The sequence below is a fragment of the Gordonia sp. (in: high G+C Gram-positive bacteria) genome (genome assembly GCF_047600565.1).
In the GTDB taxonomy this organism is placed as follows: Bacteria; Actinomycetota; Actinomycetes; order Mycobacteriales; family Mycobacteriaceae; genus Gordonia.
The window spans coordinates 2,321,523-2,337,814 of the sequence record NZ_JASGKN010000001.1; the positions used below are offsets into that span (position 1 = coordinate 2,321,523).

General features: G+C 67.7%; 19 protein-coding genes and 2 tRNA genes. 10 read left to right on the top strand and 11 right to left on the bottom strand.

Annotation, left to right across the window (positions count from 1 at the left end):
* The first annotated feature begins 36 nt into the window (after window positions 1-36).
* On the top strand, window positions 37-480 hold the full coding sequence (locus QM774_RS11285) for a PH domain-containing protein (protein WP_414975964.1): 444 nt from the start codon (window positions 37-39) through the stop codon (window positions 478-480).
* Here QM774_RS11285 and QM774_RS11290 read toward each other — a convergent pair.
* Both QM774_RS11290 and QM774_RS11295 read right to left on the bottom strand, forming a co-directional pair.
* Entirely contained in the window at window positions 477-1,340 is an 864-nt protein-coding gene (locus QM774_RS11290) for a rhomboid family intramembrane serine protease (RefSeq protein ID WP_414975965.1), read from the bottom strand. The genes QM774_RS11285 and QM774_RS11290 overlap by 4 nt on opposite strands.
* Before the next feature lie 4 nt (window positions 1,341-1,344).
* Window positions 1,345-1,875: a peptidylprolyl isomerase gene (locus tag QM774_RS11295; RefSeq protein ID WP_414975966.1), complete on the bottom strand. Its 531-nt coding sequence runs from the start codon at window positions 1,873-1,875 to the stop codon at window positions 1,345-1,347.
* Window positions 1,876-1,943: 68 nt separating this feature from the next.
* On the opposite strand from QM774_RS11295, the gene QM774_RS11300 reads away from it, so the two are divergent.
* From QM774_RS11300 to QM774_RS11330, 7 genes are all read left to right on the top strand, one after another.
* Window positions 1,944-2,081 carry a hypothetical protein gene (locus tag QM774_RS11300; protein ID WP_414975967.1) on the top strand — a complete coding sequence of 46 codons (138 nt, stop codon included), beginning with the start codon at window positions 1,944-1,946 and terminating at the stop codon, window positions 2,079-2,081.
* Between the two features lie 33 nt (window positions 2,082-2,114).
* Window positions 2,115-3,452, top strand: coding sequence for a hypothetical protein (locus tag QM774_RS11305; RefSeq protein WP_414975968.1), 1,338 nt, complete (start codon window positions 2,115-2,117; stop codon window positions 3,450-3,452).
* A gap of 2 nt (window positions 3,453-3,454) precedes the next feature.
* Window positions 3,455-4,171 carry a cutinase family protein gene (locus QM774_RS11310; protein WP_414975969.1) on the top strand — a complete coding sequence of 239 codons (717 nt, stop codon included), beginning with the start codon at window positions 3,455-3,457 and terminating at the stop codon, window positions 4,169-4,171.
* A gap of 84 nt (window positions 4,172-4,255) precedes the next feature.
* On the top strand, window positions 4,256-4,960 hold the full coding sequence (locus tag QM774_RS11315) for a cutinase family protein (RefSeq protein ID WP_414975970.1): 705 nt from the start codon (window positions 4,256-4,258) through the stop codon (window positions 4,958-4,960).
* A gap of 68 nt (window positions 4,961-5,028) precedes the next feature.
* Window positions 5,029-5,655, top strand: a complete 627-nt coding sequence (locus QM774_RS11320) for a rhomboid family intramembrane serine protease (RefSeq protein WP_414975971.1) — start codon at window positions 5,029-5,031, stop codon at window positions 5,653-5,655.
* 22 nt (window positions 5,656-5,677) lie between these two features.
* Window positions 5,678-5,947 (top strand): heavy-metal-associated domain-containing protein, encoded by a 270-nt coding sequence (locus tag QM774_RS11325; protein WP_414975972.1) that lies wholly within the window; start codon window positions 5,678-5,680, stop codon window positions 5,945-5,947.
* Between the two features lie 13 nt (window positions 5,948-5,960).
* Window positions 5,961-6,383 carry an ACT domain-containing protein gene (locus QM774_RS11330; protein ID WP_414975973.1) on the top strand — a complete coding sequence of 141 codons (423 nt, stop codon included), beginning with the start codon at window positions 5,961-5,963 and terminating at the stop codon, window positions 6,381-6,383.
* A 4-nt stretch (window positions 6,384-6,387) separates the two neighbouring features.
* Here QM774_RS11330 and QM774_RS11335 read toward each other — a convergent pair whose 3' ends face one another.
* Entirely contained in the window at window positions 6,388-6,732 is a 345-nt protein-coding gene (locus tag QM774_RS11335; protein WP_414975974.1) for a VOC family protein, read from the bottom strand.
* Between the two features lie 209 nt (window positions 6,733-6,941).
* Here QM774_RS11335 and QM774_RS11340 point away from each other — a divergent pair, with 209 nt between their 5' ends.
* A complete protein-coding gene (locus QM774_RS11340) occupies window positions 6,942-7,199 on the top strand; it encodes a type II toxin-antitoxin system Phd/YefM family antitoxin (RefSeq protein WP_414975975.1) in 258 nt (85 codons plus the stop codon).
* Window positions 7,196-7,453: a Txe/YoeB family addiction module toxin gene (locus QM774_RS11345; protein ID WP_414975976.1), complete on the top strand. Its 258-nt coding sequence runs from the start codon at window positions 7,196-7,198 to the stop codon at window positions 7,451-7,453. The genes QM774_RS11340 and QM774_RS11345 overlap by 4 nt, the downstream gene beginning before the upstream one ends.
* Window positions 7,454-7,520: 67 nt before the next feature.
* Here the strand turns inward: QM774_RS11345 and QM774_RS11350 are convergent.
* From QM774_RS11350 to gnd, 8 genes are all read right to left on the bottom strand, one after another.
* Window positions 7,521-7,593: transfer RNA gene (locus tag QM774_RS11350), tRNA-Ala, on the bottom strand.
* A 29-nt stretch (window positions 7,594-7,622) separates the two neighbouring features.
* Window positions 7,623-7,699, bottom strand: a tRNA-Ile gene (locus QM774_RS11355).
* A 51-nt stretch (window positions 7,700-7,750) separates the two neighbouring features.
* Complete coding sequence (locus tag QM774_RS11360; protein ID WP_414975977.1) at window positions 7,751-8,704, bottom strand: DUF3566 domain-containing protein; 954 nt, start codon at window positions 8,702-8,704, stop codon at window positions 7,751-7,753.
* Between the two features lie 69 nt (window positions 8,705-8,773).
* Complete coding sequence (gene gyrA, locus QM774_RS11365) at window positions 8,774-11,302, bottom strand: DNA gyrase subunit A (protein ID WP_414975978.1); 2,529 nt, start codon at window positions 11,300-11,302, stop codon at window positions 8,774-8,776.
* Between the two features lie 56 nt (window positions 11,303-11,358).
* Entirely contained in the window at window positions 11,359-13,419 is a 2,061-nt protein-coding gene (gene gyrB / locus QM774_RS11370; protein ID WP_414975979.1) for a DNA topoisomerase (ATP-hydrolyzing) subunit B, read from the bottom strand.
* A gap of 183 nt (window positions 13,420-13,602) precedes the next feature.
* Window positions 13,603-14,136 carry a DUF721 family protein gene (locus tag QM774_RS11375; protein ID WP_414975980.1) on the bottom strand — a complete coding sequence of 178 codons (534 nt, stop codon included), beginning with the start codon at window positions 14,134-14,136 and terminating at the stop codon, window positions 13,603-13,605.
* Complete coding sequence (gene recF / locus QM774_RS11380) at window positions 14,133-15,332, bottom strand: DNA replication/repair protein RecF (protein WP_414975981.1); 1,200 nt, start codon at window positions 15,330-15,332, stop codon at window positions 14,133-14,135. The genes QM774_RS11375 and recF overlap by 4 nt, the downstream gene beginning before the upstream one ends.
* Before the next feature lie 12 nt (window positions 15,333-15,344).
* Window positions 15,345-16,280 (bottom strand): phosphogluconate dehydrogenase (NAD(+)-dependent, decarboxylating), encoded by a 936-nt coding sequence (gene gnd, locus QM774_RS11385; RefSeq protein ID WP_414975982.1) that lies wholly within the window; start codon window positions 16,278-16,280, stop codon window positions 15,345-15,347.
* Window positions 16,281-16,292 lie beyond the last annotated feature (12 nt).

A 16,292-nucleotide genomic window follows, 5' to 3' on the forward strand; every position in this document is an offset into this window, starting at 1 on the left:
CATGTGTGTAATTCATCCCCACTGTGGATAAGTCCTGTGGATAACTCTGTTGATGCGCAGGTCGCCCAGTGGGCGACACCGCTGCCCGGCGCGATCGCTCTCACCGCGGTCGGCGTCTGCTGCGGCGTCGCCGCCGCAGCCTCCTACCAGGATCCGGTGGAGATGCTCCTGCTCACCGTCGCGGCGGTGGGTGTGCTCGTCTACGGGATCCTGGCGTTGATCCGCCGGCCCCGGCTCCAGCTGGACACCGGGCCGACCCTGACCGTCCGCGGTGCCCGAGGCATCCGGGTGCTCGCCCCGAGCGACGTCACCTCGATCGAGTCCCTCGACACCCGGCGACTGGTCTTCCACGCCAAGCAGATGCTGCTGGAGGAACGCGACGGCCGCCTCACCGTCTTCACCCGGTGGGATCTCGGCGCCGACCCGGGTGACGTGGTCGAGACCCTTCGCGCCGCCGGCTATCCGGCGCGCCCGAACTAGACGGTCAGGCCCGCGCCGACACCCACGCCGAGAGCGATCGCGAGAACCGCGAGTGCGGCGATCCCGGCCCAGCCCACCGCTGCCACCGCGGAAGCGGTGCGGCGGTCCGGGGCGAGGATCAGGGGCAACCGGTAGATGGCGAGCGTCGCCAGCATGCCGAACACGAGTCCGCCGACGTGGGCCCAGATGGAGATGTTCGGCAGCGACACCGACAGCACCAGGTTGACCACGATCACCGCGATCACCTGGTTCGGCGACTGCTTCGCCAGCAGGACCACCACCAGCAGCGCGCCCATCAGGCCGTAGATGGCGCCGGACGCACCGGCCGTGGCCTTGTGCTCGGTGGTCAGCAGCATCACCGCGCCGCTGCCGCCGAGCAGACTGATCAGATAGACGGCCAGGTATCGGGCCGGGCCGAAGAACCGTTCCAGATCGCGGCCGATCAGGAACAGCGAGATCATGTTGATCGCGACGTGCATCACCGACCAGTGCAGGAAGCCGGACGTCAGCAGCCGCCAGTACTCGTGGTGCAGGCCGTCCCCGGTGATCAGGGCGCCCTTCTGCATCCACGTCGACGCGCTGAGGTCGGTGCCGCCCGCCTGGATCATGCAGACGACGAAGACGATCACGTTGATCGCGATCAGCGAGTACGTGACGTACGGGGTCCTCGTCGCCTCGCGGGGAGTGACCGTCTGTCCGGAGGCGGCCTGGTCGGCGGCGAGACAGTCGGCGCAGTGCTGGCCGACCGAGACCGGACGGATGCACTCTCCACAAGCCGACCGCCCACACCGGGTACAGGACAGGCCGGTGGGGCGGTCGGGGTGCCGGTAGCAGACCGGCGTGGGTTCGTTACTGGTCAAGCGATCAGCTGATCTCGATGCTCTCGATCACGACGTCGTCGACGGGACGGTCCATCCGGCCGGTCGGGGTCGAAGCGATCTTGTCGACGACCGCCTGCGAATCCGCATCCTTGACCTCGCCGAAGATGGTGTGGCGACGGTTCAGGTGCGGGGTCTGGCCGACCGTGATGAAGAACTGCGAGCCGTTGGTGCCGGGGCCGGCGTTCGCCATGGCCAGCAGGTACGGGCGATCGAACGAGAGGTCCGGGTGGAACTCGTCCTCGAACTTGTAGCCCGGGCCGCCGGTACCGGTGCCGGTCGGGTCGCCGCCCTGAATCATGAAGCCGTCGATGACGCGGTGGAAGATGGCGCCGTCGTAGAACGGGCCGTCGGTGGTGCCCTTGGCGTTCTTGGTGGAGTAGTCCTTGGTGCCCTCGGCGAGGCCGACGAAGTTGTCGACGGTCTTGGGCGCCTGGTTGCCGAACAGTTCGATGACGATGTCGCCCTGGCTGGTGTGCAGGGTCGCGGTCTTGTTTCCTTCAGTCACGGCATCCATACAACCATGTCGCCGCCTGCTCGCGCGGCGGGCTGGCCGCTCCGGCGGCGTCCTGGCAGGCTGGTGTCATGTCGAAGAAGAGTTCCGCCGTCCTGGCCGCCGTGGCGGCGTCACTGGCCGGCATCGTGTTCCTCGCATGGCGCCGATTCCAGGACGAAGTTCCGCCTGTCTCGCCGACCGTGCCGCGGATCGACGACATCCAGTGACCCTTAGCCCTCGCGACCGGGTACTTTAGGACCGTGGCTACCGACGATTCGCGCGAGACCCCTGCGGGTCCGCCTCCTGCGCGCAACGACCAGGCTCCGGCGAACGACCCCCTGGCGATGATCATCCGTGACTCGGGTTCGAGTTCGACCGAGTCGACGACGATCCTGCCTCCGACCCCGAGCAAGGAGTCGGCGTCCACGCCGTCCGGTTCTCTTCCGCAGCAGCCGCCGGCCGAGCAGCCGGCCCGGAAGGCCGCGCCGCGCAAGACCGCCGCGAAGAAGACCGCCGCCAAGCGGGCGCCGGCAAAGAAGACCGCGGCGAAGTCGACGGCCGCCAAGACCACCGCCCGGAAGACGGCGACCGGCAAGACCATGCCGCCCAAGACCGCGACGGGCAAGACGATGCCTCCCAAGACGGCGACCGGCAAGACGATGCCGCCGCCGCAGCAGCAGACCTCTCCGCCCGCCCCGGCCGCCGCCTCCTCGGCGCAGACTGCGGCGCCGCAGTCCGGTTCGCAGCCGGCTGCACCCCAGCAGCGGCCGCAGACCGGGCCGAACCCGGTGGTGGCTCCGGCCGTGGCGCAGCAGCGTCCGGCCGCCCAGCAGGGCCAGCCCGCAGCGCCGCCGCAGACTCAGGCGCCCCAGGGTCAGCCTGCTCAGGCACCGGCACCGCAGGGTCAGGCACCGCAGGGTCAGGCACCGCAGGCTCAGGCACCGGCCCCCGGCCAGGCGCCCCAGGGCCCGCCGCCTCAGGGTCTTCCGCCGCAGGGTCAGCCCGCTCCGGGCCAGCCGCAGCAGAATCCCGCCGTCGGCCAGCCCCAGCAGGGCCGCCCGCTCGCCTATTCGGCGGAAGCGCCTGCCGGTGCACCGGGTCGTCGTACCGGCAAGCCGATCCAGGCGCCGGCACCGGCGTCGTCGGTGAGCGGACAGGCCGCCGCCGGCCCCATCCAGAAGGTGGCCGGTCCGGCCAAGACCGCCGGTGCGGTCGCCGCTGTCGGTGCCGCCGCCAAGGGCGTCGAATCGTCGGCGAAGAAGGCCGAGGAGAAGGCGAAGGGCGAAGGCTCCAAGCTCGAGTCGAAGCTGAAGAACCTCACCCAGCGTTCGGGCCCCAAGGCGTCCCCGGTGGCCTCGCCGCGGACCGCCGAGGTCGAGAACAGCCGCAACGCGGTCATCGGTTTCTGGCTCTCCGCGTTCGGCTTCCTGCTGATCCCGGCACCGTTCGGCATCTTCTACGGCCGCCGTGCCGTCGAGGAGACGTCCGCCGGCGCCCGCAAGGGTGCGTTCCTGGCACGCTGGGCCGTCTACATCGGCTGGGCCTGGATCGTGTTCTGGGTCCTCGCGCTCATCACGTTCCTCTGGATTCTGCTGTAGCCATGCGCCTGCGTTCCGCTTTCGCTCTGGCCGCCGTGGCCGTCGGCTCGCTGTCGGCCACGACCGTCGCCGCACCGCACGCCGACGCAGCGGCGGGCTGCGCGAACGTGACCGTCGTCTTCGCCCGCGGAACCCAGGAGACGGCGCCGCCGGTCGGCGTCACCGGTCTGGCGTTCGGCCAGGAGCTTCGCAGCCGCCTGCCCGGCAAGAACGTGCGGATCTCCGCGGTGAACTATCCGGCCAGCGGCGACTTCAACGATCGTCCGGCGTTCGTCCGCAACCTCGTGCGCGGAATCAAGGACACCCAGGCGCAGGTCCGCGGCATCGCCGCCCGCTGCCCGAAGACCCGGATCGTGGTCGGCGGCTATTCGCAGGGCGCCGTCGTCGCCACCTATGCGGTGGCCGACAGCATCGCGATCCCCGCGAAGTACATGAAGTACAGCGCCCAGGCCCCCAAGCCGATGCCGGCCGACGTCGCCCGGCACGTGTCGGCGGTGGTGCTGTTCGCTCCCGCGTCGTCGCATTGGATCCGGCAGGTCGGCGCACCGCCCATGCATGTCGGCGCGGCCTACCGCGGCAAGACCCGGTCCTATTGCGCACCCGGCGACAACGTGTGCGACGGCAGCCCGGTCGGCGCACCGCAGGCCGTGCATCTCACCTATCCGGTGAACGGGGCGACGGCGCAGGCCGCCGACTTCGCCGCCCGGCGCAGCCGCTGATTCGTCGCTGACGCCTACTTTTCGCCGGATTGTTCGTCTCTGTGCTGATCGCGCGAACGCGCGACCTCACGTACCATGCTCTTCATGACCAAGCGTTTCATGATTGCCCTGGCGACCCTGAGCATGGTGCTCGGCCTCGTCGCCATCGGTGGAGTCGGCAAGGCTGACGCCAAGCCGGACTGCGCCGACGTCCAGCTCGTCTTCGCCCGCGGCACCCAGGAGGCCGGCGGCATGCTCGGCGATACCGGCCGCGCATTCGGCAACTCCCTGGCCACCCGGTTCCCGAACAAGACCGTCAAGGTCACTGCGGTCAACTACGAGGCCAGCGGTGACTTCGAGGAGGGCGTCGACTTCCTCAAGACCGTCGCCAAGGGTGTGCGCAATGCGCAGGGCCAGCTGCGGTACATCGCCGAGAAGTGCCCGAAGACCCGCATCGTCTTGGGCGGCTACTCGCAGGGTGCCGTCGTCGCGATCTACGCGGTGAGCGATCAGATCGCTGCGGCCGCCGCGCTGCGCGAGGTCCCGTCGCCGCTGCCGCACTCGGTCGCCAGGCGCGTCGCCGGTGTGATCACCTTCGGTGCTCCCGCCGACCGCTGGTTCGCCGAGGCCCGCGTCCCGGCGCCGCGCGTCGGTGCGCTGTACCGCGCCAAGACCCGCAAGTACTGCATCCCGGGCGACAACATCTGCGACGGCGGTCCCATCACCCGCCCGAACACGGTGCACGGTCAGTACCAGTCGAACGGCATGACCGCGAACGCTGCGGACTTCGTCGCGCGCCGCGTGCACTGAGCGCATGTTCTCCAGCGGAGAGCCCCGGCCCTGGCGGCCGGGGCTTTTCGCATCGGTGGGGTTCTGACGTGGAGGCGGTCCTGATCTGGGTGATCGTCGCGGCGACGGTCGGCGGCGGCATGCAGTTTCTGCAGCGGCACGGGCGCCGTCTCGCCGTTCCGGTCGCGACGCTGACGCTGGCGGCGGTGACCACCGCGGTGAGTGTCGCCGGGATCCTCTCCCCCGCCGTGCTGAACGCCCTCGGACGGGATCGGTCCAGGCTGGTCGACGGGCAGTGGTGGCGGATCGTCACCCCGTTGGTGGTGCAGGACGGCGCCTGGGGCGGCCTCGTCTTCAACGTGGTGGTGCTGCTGGTGGTGGGAACCGTGGCCGAGTCCATCGTGGGCGCGCGTACGACGGTGTTCGTCTATCTGGTCTCCGGTGTGGCCAGCGAGGTGGTCGCCTACACCCTCATCCCGCATCAGGGTTTCGCCGGCAACTCGGTGGCGGACCTCGGTCTGGCAGGGCTGTGCCTGGCGATGTACGTGCTCGCCCGCCGCGGGCCGGCCGTCGTGTTCGGGGTCGTCGGTCTGCTCGCCGGGCTGGTCCTCCTGGTGACGGGGAACCTGCACGGCGTGGGTTTCACGGCGGGGGCTCTGTGCGGGGCTGGAATAGTGTGGTGGCGGAGCCGGTTGTCACCGGTGACATCCGAGTGAGGTTCCGGCGGAGGAGAACACGATGACCATCACCGAATACCAGGTGGACGGAATGACCTGCGCGAGCTGTGAGAAGTCCGTGCAGGAAGAAGTGGGTTCGATCGGCGGGGTGCAGGACGTGCAGGCCGAGGCCCAGTCCGGCCGCATGATCATCACCTCCGACGATCCGGTCTCGGTCAGCGAAGTGGCGGCCGCCGTCGAGGGCGCCGGCTACAAGCTCGTCGGCGCCGGGGCCCCGTCCGACGGTGCGTCGTCGGGCGGCTGCTGCGGCGGTTCGTGCGGCTGCAGCTGAATTCAACGAGAATGTGGCTACCCAGCGACCGATTCCTCGTGATCTGACGCGCGGACTCACCGACCTCGACGAGATCCTCGCGCATCTGGACGTCGCGATCCGGCCGGACCCGTACGTCTTCGCGACGGTCGACGCCGCCGAGGTGACACAGTTCCCGGATGCGGCGGCGATGGTCCGGGAGGACGAGGGCCTCACGGTGGTGCTCACGGCTGACGCAGCGCGGCGCGCCGGTGTGGTGACCTCGCCCGAGTTCGCGTGGCTGACGCTGACCGTCGAGTCGTCGCTCGAGGCGGTCGGTCTGACTGCGGCGGTCTCCGCCGCCCTGACCGAACGGAACATCAGCTGCAACGTGCTGGCCGGCTACCACCACGACCATCTGCTGGTCCCGTTCGCCGACCGTGATCGTGCCGTCGCGGCCCTGCGTTCGTTGCGCTGACCGGTCAGCGGTCCCGTCGCTCCGTGGCAAGCCACCAGACGATCCCCGGCGGGTATTCGACTCCGCCGCGCAGGTCGCTGTCGCCTTCGGCCTGTTCGGGTCGGCGGACCTCGCTCGCCCCGGCCGCGATCGCGCGCTCGAATGCGACGTTCGCGTCCGGCACGTACAGGTGCAGATGGGCCGGTGAGGTCCCGAAGTCGCTGGCGCCTCCGCCGAGCATCACGATCCCGTCGTCGATCCGGACCTCGGCGTGCCTCAACGATCCGTCCGGCCGGTCGACGCGGCGTTCGAGCGTTCCGTCGAACGCCGAGGTGAGGAAGGCGATGAGCTGCTCCGGCTCCGCACACATCAGATAGGGACAACGACGGATACGACTCCGGCTTCCAGTCGCTCATCCGTTCAGCGTAGATCCCCACCAACGATTCAGGGCCCGCCCGCAGAAGCGGACGAGCCCTGAATCGACTCTTGGAAGGTGGGGGTATCGCCCCGAGGTCAGGCGCTACTGCACCTCAATAATGGTACCGTACTGGTACGGAATAACGTACCAAAGGACTGAACATGAAGGCGATCACCACCACCGACGCACGGAAGAACCTGTTCACTCTGGTTGCCCAGCTGAGCGAGGATCACGACTCGGTAGAAATCGTGGGCAAGAACGGCTCGACAGTGATGATGTCCAAGGAGGACTACGACTCACTGATGGAGACCCAGTACCTACTGGCCTCTCCCGCCAACGCGATCCGACTGCTCAGGTCGCTCGAACAGACCCGCTCGGGACAGACGCACGAACACGATCTGTCCGAGTTGGACCTGTGAACGTCGCCTTCACCGACGACGGCTGGGAAGACTTCACCTACTGGATGGTGCAGGACCGCCGCAAGGTCAAACGCATCGTCAAACTCATCGAGGCCGTCAAGAGGGACCCGTATGCCGGAGAGGGCAAACCGGAACGGCTCAAACACTTCCCCGGTCAGGTATGGTCACGTCGCATCGACCAGGAGCACAGGCTCGTCTACGTGGTCACCGACAGCGGGGAAGTCGTCATCCAGCAGTGCCGGTACCACTACTGATTCACAAGAGGAACGCCGTCAAGAAGCGAAAGCGATAAGGCTGGGGCGAATCCAAAAATGCCAGTTGTGGAGCCTAGGAGAATCGAACTCCTGACATCCGCCTTGCAAAGGCGGCGCTCTACCAACTGAGCTAAGGCCCCGGATCCGGAGTCCGTGCAGAACGTCCGGGTGGTGGGCCTAGGAGGACTTGAACCTCCGACCTCTTCGTTATCAGCGAAGCGCTCTAACCGCCTGAGCTATAGGCCCGTGAACCGAGACTGAAGATTACCCGACGGTGTGCCGCTGAACCAAAACGAGTCAGTCGAGATCGGCGAGGGTCACTTCGACGCCGCCGACGGTGTCCGCGGCCACGTTGTAGATGTACGCCAGGATGGTCGACAGGGCGGTCACGACGATCGCCGCGAACACGCCGAACAGAGCGGCGAAACCGAACACCTGACCGGTGCTGATCAGGTGACCGTCACCGCCGCTGCCGTCCGCGCTCACCAGAGTGCCGAACGAACTGTTGATCTGATCCCAGACACCCATGCCGCCGAGAATCCCGTACAGAACGGCGATCGCGATCATCCAGATCAGGAAGCCGGCCACCGACAGGACACCGCTGATCTTGAACACCGACCACGGATCCACACGGCGCACCTGAACAGCCGCGCGCAACGGGGTGCCGATCGGCGTCGCCGGAATGTGCTTGACCGCGGCGCGCTCCGCATCCTCGGTCGACGCCTTGTGAATGGCGTCGAGGTTCGGGCGCTCATCCTTGTCCGGGGTCACCGCGGCGGCCTTCACCGTCGCCGGAGCCGGCTTCGACACCGGCGGCGCACCCGAAGGCCTCACCGGCGGCGCCGGATTCACCTTCACCATCGGACCGTTCGACGAGCCGCCCGACGGCGGCGGGCCCTGCGAAGCCGGACCCTGAGGAGGCGGCGGCTTCGGGCCGGCGTTCTTCACCGGAGCCGGGGCCGCCTTAGCGGGAGCCGGAGCCGGACCGGTCTTCGCCGGAGCCGCTTTCGCGGGCGCCGCCTTGGCGGGGGCGGCCTTCGCGGCCGGACTCGCCTTGGTGGGAGCCGACGACGGACTCTGCTGACTCGGGCCCTGCTGACCGCTCGCCTGTGCTGCCTTCTTGGCCAGGTCGCCGGCGGTCATACCCGTCGAGGCCGAGGTCTCGGCGCGCGTCCACGGCGGCACCACGTTGCCGCGGTCCGACGCAGCCTTGTCGGCCTTCGGATCCTCGGGCTCGTTGGCTTTCGTCACAGAACAGTCCTCACTCGCAGTTGCCCCAACCCTAACCGCTTCGGCACGGTTTCAGCGGCAACGCTGCGGTCATTCCGCAGCGTCGCCGGACTCCGCCACGTCGTCGCTGTCCGGTTCGTCCGCGTTGCGAGCGATCGCCAGCAGGCTGTCGCCCTCGCCCAGATTCATCAGGCGCACGCCCTTGGTCTGACGGCCGGCCTTGCGGACCTGCTTGGCCATGGTGCGGATGACGCCGCCCGACGACGTGATCGCGTACACCTCGCTCTCCAGGTCGACGATGATCGCGCCGACGAGTTCGCCGCGCTTCTTGTCGTACTGGATGGTCAGCACGCCCTTGCCGCCGCGGCCCTGAGCGGTGTACTCCTCGATCTCGGTGCGCTTGGCGTAGCCACCCGAGGTCGCGACCAGCAGGAAGGTGTCCGGCTGCACCACGTTGAGCGACAGCAGCTCGTCGTCGGTGTTGAAGCGCATGCCCTGCACACCGGACGTCTGGCGGCCCATCGGGCGCAGCGTCTCGTCGTCAGCGTGGAAGCGGATCGACTGACCCTTCTTCGACACCAGCAGCAGGTCGTCGTCCGGGCCGCACAGCTGCGCGCCGACGAGCTCGTCCTCGCCGCGCAGATTGATGGCCGCGATACCGCCGGAGCGGTTCGAGTCGAAGGCCTCCAGGGCCGACTTCTTGACCAGGCCGTTGCGGGTGGCGAGCACCAGGTACGGGGCATCCTGGTAGCCGCTGATGCGGATGACCTGCGCGATCTTCTCCTCCGGCTGGAAGGCCAGGAGGTTGGCGACGTGCTGGCCGCGCGCGGTGCGATTGGCCTCGGGCAGCTCGTACGCCTTCGCGCGGTACACGCGGCCCTTGGTGGTGAAGAACAGCAGCCAGTCGTGGGTGCTGGTCACGAAGAAGTGGGCGACCATGTCGTCCTGCTTCAGACCCGCGCCCTGCACACCCTTGCCGCCGCGCTTCTGACTGCGGTACAGGTCGGTCTTGGTGCGCTTGGCGTACCCGGTCTCGGTGATCGTGACGACCACGTCCTCGCGAGCGATCAGGTCCTCGTCGGCGACGTCGCCCTCGGCCGCGATGATCTGGGTGCGGCGGTCGTCGCCGTACTTGTCGACGACCTCCTTCAGCTCGTCGCGGACGATCTCGCGCTGCAACTGCGGGCTGTCGAGGATCGCCTTGTAGCCGGCGATCTCACGCTCGATCTCGTCGAGCTCGTCGACGATCTTCTGGCGTTCGAGTGCCGACAGGCGACGCAGCTGCATCGCCAGGATGGCGTCGGCCTGGATCTCGTCGATGTCGAGCAGATCCATCAGGCCGCTGCGTGCCGCGTCGGTGTTCGCCGACGCGCGGATCAGCGCGATCACCTCGTCGAGGGCGTCGAGCGCCTTCACCAGACCGCGCAGGATGTGGGCGCGCTCCTCGGCCTTGCGCAGACGGAACCGGGTACGACGCACGATGACGTCGATCTGATGCGCCACGTACAGACGGATCATCTGGTCCAGACGCAGGGTGCGCGGAACGCCGTCGACGATCGACAGCATGTTGGCGCCGAAGTTCGTCTGCAGCTGGCTGTGCTTGTACAGGTTGTTCAGAACCACCTTGGCCACCGCGTCACGACGCAGCGTCACCACGATGCGCAGACCGTCACGATCCGACGAGTGGTCCTCGATCTTGCTGATGCCCTTGAGGCGGCCGTCGTTCACCTGCTCGGCGATCGACGCGATCAGGTTGTCCGGGTTCACCTGGTACGGCAGCTCGGTGACGACCAGCGTGGTGGCGCCCTTGTTCTCCTCGATGGAGACGACGCTGCGCATGCGGATGGAACCGCGGCCGGTCATGTAGGCGTCACGGATGCCCTGGCTGCCGACGATCAGGCCGGCGGTCGGGAAGTCGGGGCCCTTGACCGCGGCCATGCAGGCCTCGAGGGTCTCCTCGTCGCCCGCCTCCGGATGCTCGAGCGCCCAGAACACGGCGTCGGCGACCTCGCGGAGATTGTGCGGCGGAATGTTCGTCGCCATGCCGACCGCGATACCGCCCGAACCGTTGATCAGCAGATTCGGGACACGCGACGGCAGCACCGTCGGCTCCTCGGTCTTGCCGTCGTAGTTGGGGATGAAGTCGACGGTCTCCTCGTTGATGTCGCGCAGCATCTCCATGGCCAGCGGCGTGAGCCGGGCCTCGGTGTAACGCATGGCGGCGGCACCGTCGTTGCCGCGGGAACCGAAGTTGCCCTGACCGTCGATCAGCGGATACCGCATCGACCACGGCTGAGCCAGACGCACCAGCGCGTCGTAGATCGACGAGTCGCCGTGCGGGTGGAAGTTACCCATGGTCTCCGAGACCGGGCGGGCCGACTTCACGTAGCTGCGGTCGGGGCGGAAGCCGGCGTCGTAGGACGCGTACAGCAGACGGCGGTGCACCGGCTTGAGGCCGTCGCGGACCTCCGGCAGCGCACGGCCGACGATCACGCTCATCGCGTAGTCGATGTAGCTGTTCTGCATCTCCTGGCCGAGATCGACCGGTTCGATGCGGTCACGGCCCTGGCCGTCGCCGGACACCACGTCGTTGTCGGGCAGGTCGGTATCGTCGCTCATCAATTCTCTTTCAGCATGTGGGGCTCAGCGGGCGGCAGGTCTTCCGGCGTCTGCGATCAGACGTCCAGGAAGCGCACGTCCTTGGCGTTGCGGGCGATGAAGCCTCGGCGTGCGACGACGTCCTCGCCCATCAGGACGGAGAACAGTTCGTCGGCCGCGGCCGCGTCGTCGAGGGTGACCTGCTTGAGGATGCGGACGTCCGGATCCATCGTGGTCTCCCACAGCTCCTTCGGGTTCATCTCGCCCAGACCCTTGTAGCGCTGGATGCCGTCGTCGGTGTTGATCTTCTTGCCTGCCGCGCGGCCGGCCTCGAGCAACGCATCGCGTTCCCGGTCGCTGTAGGCGAACTCCGGCTCGGCGCCCTTCTGCCATTTGAGCTTGTAGAGGGGCGGCATCGCCAGGAACACGTGCCCCTGCTCGATGAGTGGCCGCATGAAACGGAACAGCAGCGTGAGCAGCAGCGTCGCGATGTGCTGACCGTCGACGTCGGCGTCGGCCATCAGCACGATCTTGTGATAGCGCAGCTTGGAGATGTCGAACTCGTCGTGAATGCCGGTGCCGAACGCGGTGATGATCGACTGCACCTCCGCGTTCTTCAGAACGCGGTCGATGCGGGCCTTCTCGACGTTGATGATCTTGCCGCGCAGCGGCAGGATCGCCTGATACATGTTGTCGCGACCCTGCTTGGCGCTGCCGCCGGCCGAGTCGCCCTCCACCAGGTAGACCTCGCACTTGGACGGGTCGTTGCTGCGGCAGTCGGCCAGCTTGCCGGGCAGACCGCCGATGTCGGTGGCCGTCTTGCGCCGCACCATCTCGCGGGCACGACGGGCAGCCATGCGGGCCTGCGCCGAATCGGCGGCCTTGCGCACGATCACCTTGGCCTCGGACGGGTTCGCCTCGAACCAGTGGCCGAGATGTTCGTTGCAGGTCTTCTGGACGAAGCCCTTGATCTCGGTGTTGCCGAGCTTGGTCTTGGTCTGGCCCTCGAACTGCGGGTCGGCGACCTTCACCGAGATGACGGCGGCCAGGCCTTCACGGATGTCGTCACCCGTGAGCTTGCCGTCCTTCTCCTTGATGAGCTTCTTGTCCAGCGCGTACTTGTTGACGGTGCTGGTCAGCGCGGCGCGGAAGCCCTCTTCATGGGTGCCGCCCTCGTGGGTGTTGATGGTGTTCGCGAAGGTGTGGACCGACTCGGAGTAGCCCGAGTTCCACTGCATCGCGATCTCCACCTCGTGACCCTCGCCCTTGGCGCCGAACCCGATGACGGTCGGGTGGATCGGCGTCTTGGTCCGGTTGAGGTGACGGATGTAGTCGACCAGGCCGTCCGGGTAGTAGTAGGTCCGGGTGCGGACGACCTTGGCCTGCGCGGCCTTCTCCTCGTCGCTCTTGATGCTCTCGGCCTGCTCGCCGCCGTCGCCGTCCATCTCGGCTTCGGCGCGGGCCTCGTCATCGGAGATGCGTTCGTCGGTGAGGGTGATGGTCAGACCCTTGTTGAGGAACGCCATCTCCTGCAGGCGACGCGCGATGGTCTCCGCGTTGTAGGTGGTGGTCTCGAAGATGTCGCCGTCGGCCCAGAACCGGACGGTGGTGCCGGTCTCGTCGGTCTCGGAGACCTTGAGCAGCTTCTCCGGCTCGGCCCGGTTGTAGGTCTGCTGCCACAGGTGGCCGGCGTTCTTGATCTCCAGCTCGACCTTGGTCGACAGCGCGTTGACCACGGAGATGCCGACGCCGTGCAGACCACCGGACACCGCGTAGGAGTCCGAGTCGAACTTTCCGCCCGCATGCAGCTGGGTCATGATGACCTCGACTGCGGGGACGCCGGTGGCGTGCATACCGGTCGGCATGCCGCGACCGTCGTCGACGACCTGGATGCCGCCGTCGGCCAGGAGTGTCACATCGACGCGGGTCGCGTGGCCGGCCATCGCCTCATCGACCGAGTTGTCCACGACCTCCCAGATGAGGTGGTGCAGACCGCGTTCACCGGTGGAACCGATGTACATGCCCGGTCGCTTGCGAACCGCTTCGAGACCTTCGAGAATGGAGATGGAGTCGGCGTTGTATTCGCCGGACTTCGCCTTCTTGGGCTTCTTGGAACCGGGATTGCTGGTGTCGGCCACGGACGCGACAGCTCCTTCGCGTTGGAGAACAGTTACCGCAAGTGTACTCGGAACCCGCATAGAAACGCGTTCCGCCATGCCCTATTTCGGCCATAGATCGCCGAATCGGCGCAAACTAGGGTCCGGTTGTGGCCGAACTCGGTTCGTTCGCGTCTCGGCGCGATCAGCCGGTAACGGCGCTTCCTATCCGTAGGTGTCCCGGGGACCCCGGCCCTTCACGTGCAGCGGACCCTTCCGCCACGACGGCGCGGCCGGCCCGGTGATCCGCAGCGACGTCACCACACCGTCGCCGACGGCCGCCGCGATCTTCGCCAGGATCTGCGCCTGGACGTACCGCAACTGCGTGGCCCACGCCGTCGATTCGGCGCGCACATGGAGAGTGCCCTCGGCGAGCGACGTGGGTTCGGCATGCGCGGCGATGTCGTCGCCGACGATCGACGGCCACAGTCCGAAGACGGTTCCCTCGCTGATCTTCGGCGTCCACCCGCGCGTCTTCGCGAGCGATCCGGCGAGACGGCCGAGCGGTTGCGGGTCACGGCCGTCCGGACCCGCACCGGACCATCGCCGACGAGATCGATCGGTGCGCGAGCGTCCGGCGAGCGGACTCGTGCGGCCGCGGCCCACCGGCTTGCCGGCGGCCTTCGCCTGAGCGCGAGCCTCTTCGAGCGCTTTGCGCGCGACCTCGTATCCGGCGCTGTGGGCATCCGGTTCGGTCACGACTCACCTCCTTCGCCGATCAATGCGTCACCCAGGACGACCGAGCATCGCTGACCATCCTGCTCCCCGGTACCGACATCGACGCGGCGGCCGCGGATCTCGTCCGGGATGTCCTCACCGACCGCGGCCGTCACCAGCAGCTGTTCGGCGCCGGCGGTGAAGGACGCCAGCTTCTGCCGCCGCGCGGAATCGAGCTCGGCGAACACGTCGTCGAGCATGATCACCGGCTCGATGCCGTCGGCGCGCAACAGTTCCACACATGCCAGACGCAGTGCCAGGGCCAGCGACCACGACTCTCCGTGACTCGCGAACCCCTTCGCCGGCTCATCGCCCAGACCGAGCAGCAGATCATCACGGTGCGGTCCGACCAGGCAGACCCCGCGATCGATCTCCTTCTGACGAACCTCCGCCAGCCGCGCCTGCAGCACCTCGCGGATCGCTTCGACCGAGTCCGGACCGCCGTCGGACTCGTCGACCTCGGGTCCCGCCGCGGACCGGTAGAGCACCTCGGCCGGTCGCGAATGCGGGGCGATCGACGAGTAGGCCTGTGCAACAAGAGGATTCAGCTCCCGCACCATGGCCAAACGGTCGGCGGTGACCTCGGCACTGAACTGCGCCAACTGGTCGTCCCACACGTCGAGCGTGGTCATCACCGAATCCGCTTCGGCCGACGACCGCCGGATCGCGGCACCCGCGGTCTTGAGGAGCGCCGCCCGCTGACGCAGCACACGGTCGTAGTCCGCGCGCGACGCGGCCGCCATCGGACGGCGCTGCACGACGATCTCGTCGGCGAAGCGCCGCCGCTCCCCCGGTTCACCGCGGACCAGTGCCAGATCCTCCGGGGCGAACAGCACCGCACGGAGGATGCCCAGGATCTCGCGAGTACGGCGCACCGGGGACGTGTTGACCTTCGCCTTGTTCGCACCCTGCGCGGCGATCGTCAATTCGACGTCGAGTTCGCGGCCCTCGTTCTCGACGGCGGCGCGCACCACGGCCTGCGATGCGCCCGACCGGACCAGCGGGGCATCCGAGGACACCCGATGCGAACGCAGGGTCGCCAGATAGAAGAGGGACTCGAGCAGATTGGTCTTGCCGAAGCCGTTGCGCCCGACGAAGATCGTCGTCTCCGGCCGCAGGGTCAATTCGACCTGCGGCCAGGACCGGAAATCCGTGAGCGCGAGTTCGCGGACGAACATCGCCGCCCGGAATTACTTGGCGCCGGGTGCGGCGTTGGGATCGGCGGTCTCGCCGACCTCCTTGCCGGACAGATCACGCACGGCGTGGCCGCCGAACTGGTTCCGCAGCGCCGACACGGCCTTGAGTGCCGGCGAGCTCTCCTGACGGGAGGCGAAACGGGCGAAGAGCGCGGCGGAGATGACGTTCAGCGGAACGGCGTGGCGGATCGCTTCTTCGACGGTCCAGCGACCCTCACCGGAATCGGTGCAGTAGTCGGAGATCTCGGCCAGACCCGGATCCTCTTCCAGCGCACGAACCAGCAGGTCGAGCAGCCACGACCGTACGACGGTGCCCTGCGTCCACGCCTTCATGGTGCCGGTGACGTCTTCGATCAGCGGCTCCGCATCGAGCAGCTCGTATCCTTCGGCGTACGCGTGCATCAGGCCGTACTCGATGCCGTTGTGGACCATCTTCGCGTAGTGACCGGCACCGACCGGGCCGACGTGCACGAAACCGTTCTCGCGCGGGCCGGCCGGACGCAACGCATCGAAGATCGGCATGACCTTGGCGACGTCCTCCTTCGAACCGCCGGCCATCAGGCCGTACCCGTTCTCCAGACCCCAGACACCGCCGGACACACCGCAGTCGATGAAGCCGACCTTCTTCTTCGCGAGCAGATCCGCGTTCGGCTGGTCGCCCGTGTACTTGGAGTTGCCGCCGTCGATCACCACATCGCCCGGCTCGAGGAGCTCGGCGAGTTGTTTCACGTTCTCTTCGGTGGGTTCACCGGCCGGAACCATCAGCCAGACCGCGCGCGGCGCGTCGAGCTTGGCGACCAGTTCCTTCAGATCCTTGACGTCGCTGACTTCCGGACGCGGGTCGTAACCGACCACCTCGTGTCCGGCCGCCTTGATGCGCGTGCGCATGTTGGAGCCCATCTTGCCCAGACCAACGAGTCCGAGTTGCATGATGATTCCTCT

Coding starts and splice junctions, on each gene's coding strand:
- QM774_RS11295 (WP_414975966.1), bottom strand. CDS start 1,875: ATGGATGCCGTGACTGAAGGAAACAAGACCGCGACCCTGCACACCAGC.
- QM774_RS11300 (WP_414975967.1), top strand. CDS start 1,944: ATGTCGAAGAAGAGTTCCGCCGTCCTGGCCGCCGTGGCGGCGTCACTG.
- QM774_RS11310 (WP_414975969.1), top strand. CDS start 3,455: ATGCGCCTGCGTTCCGCTTTCGCTCTGGCCGCCGTGGCCGTCGGCTCG.
- QM774_RS11315 (WP_414975970.1), top strand. CDS start 4,256: ATGACCAAGCGTTTCATGATTGCCCTGGCGACCCTGAGCATGGTGCTC.
- QM774_RS11325 (WP_414975972.1), top strand. CDS start 5,678: ATGACCATCACCGAATACCAGGTGGACGGAATGACCTGCGCGAGCTGT.
- QM774_RS11335 (WP_414975974.1), bottom strand. CDS start 6,732: ATGTGTGCGGAGCCGGAGCAGCTCATCGCCTTCCTCACCTCGGCGTTC.
- QM774_RS11340 (WP_414975975.1), top strand. CDS start 6,942: ATGAAGGCGATCACCACCACCGACGCACGGAAGAACCTGTTCACTCTG.
- gyrA (WP_414975978.1), bottom strand. CDS start 11,302: ATGAGCGACGATACCGACCTGCCCGACAACGACGTGGTGTCCGGCGAC.
- recF (WP_414975981.1), bottom strand. CDS start 15,332: ATGTTCGTCCGCGAACTCGCGCTCACGGATTTCCGGTCCTGGCCGCAG.
- gnd (WP_414975982.1), bottom strand. CDS start 16,280: ATGCAACTCGGACTCGTTGGTCTGGGCAAGATGGGCTCCAACATGCGC.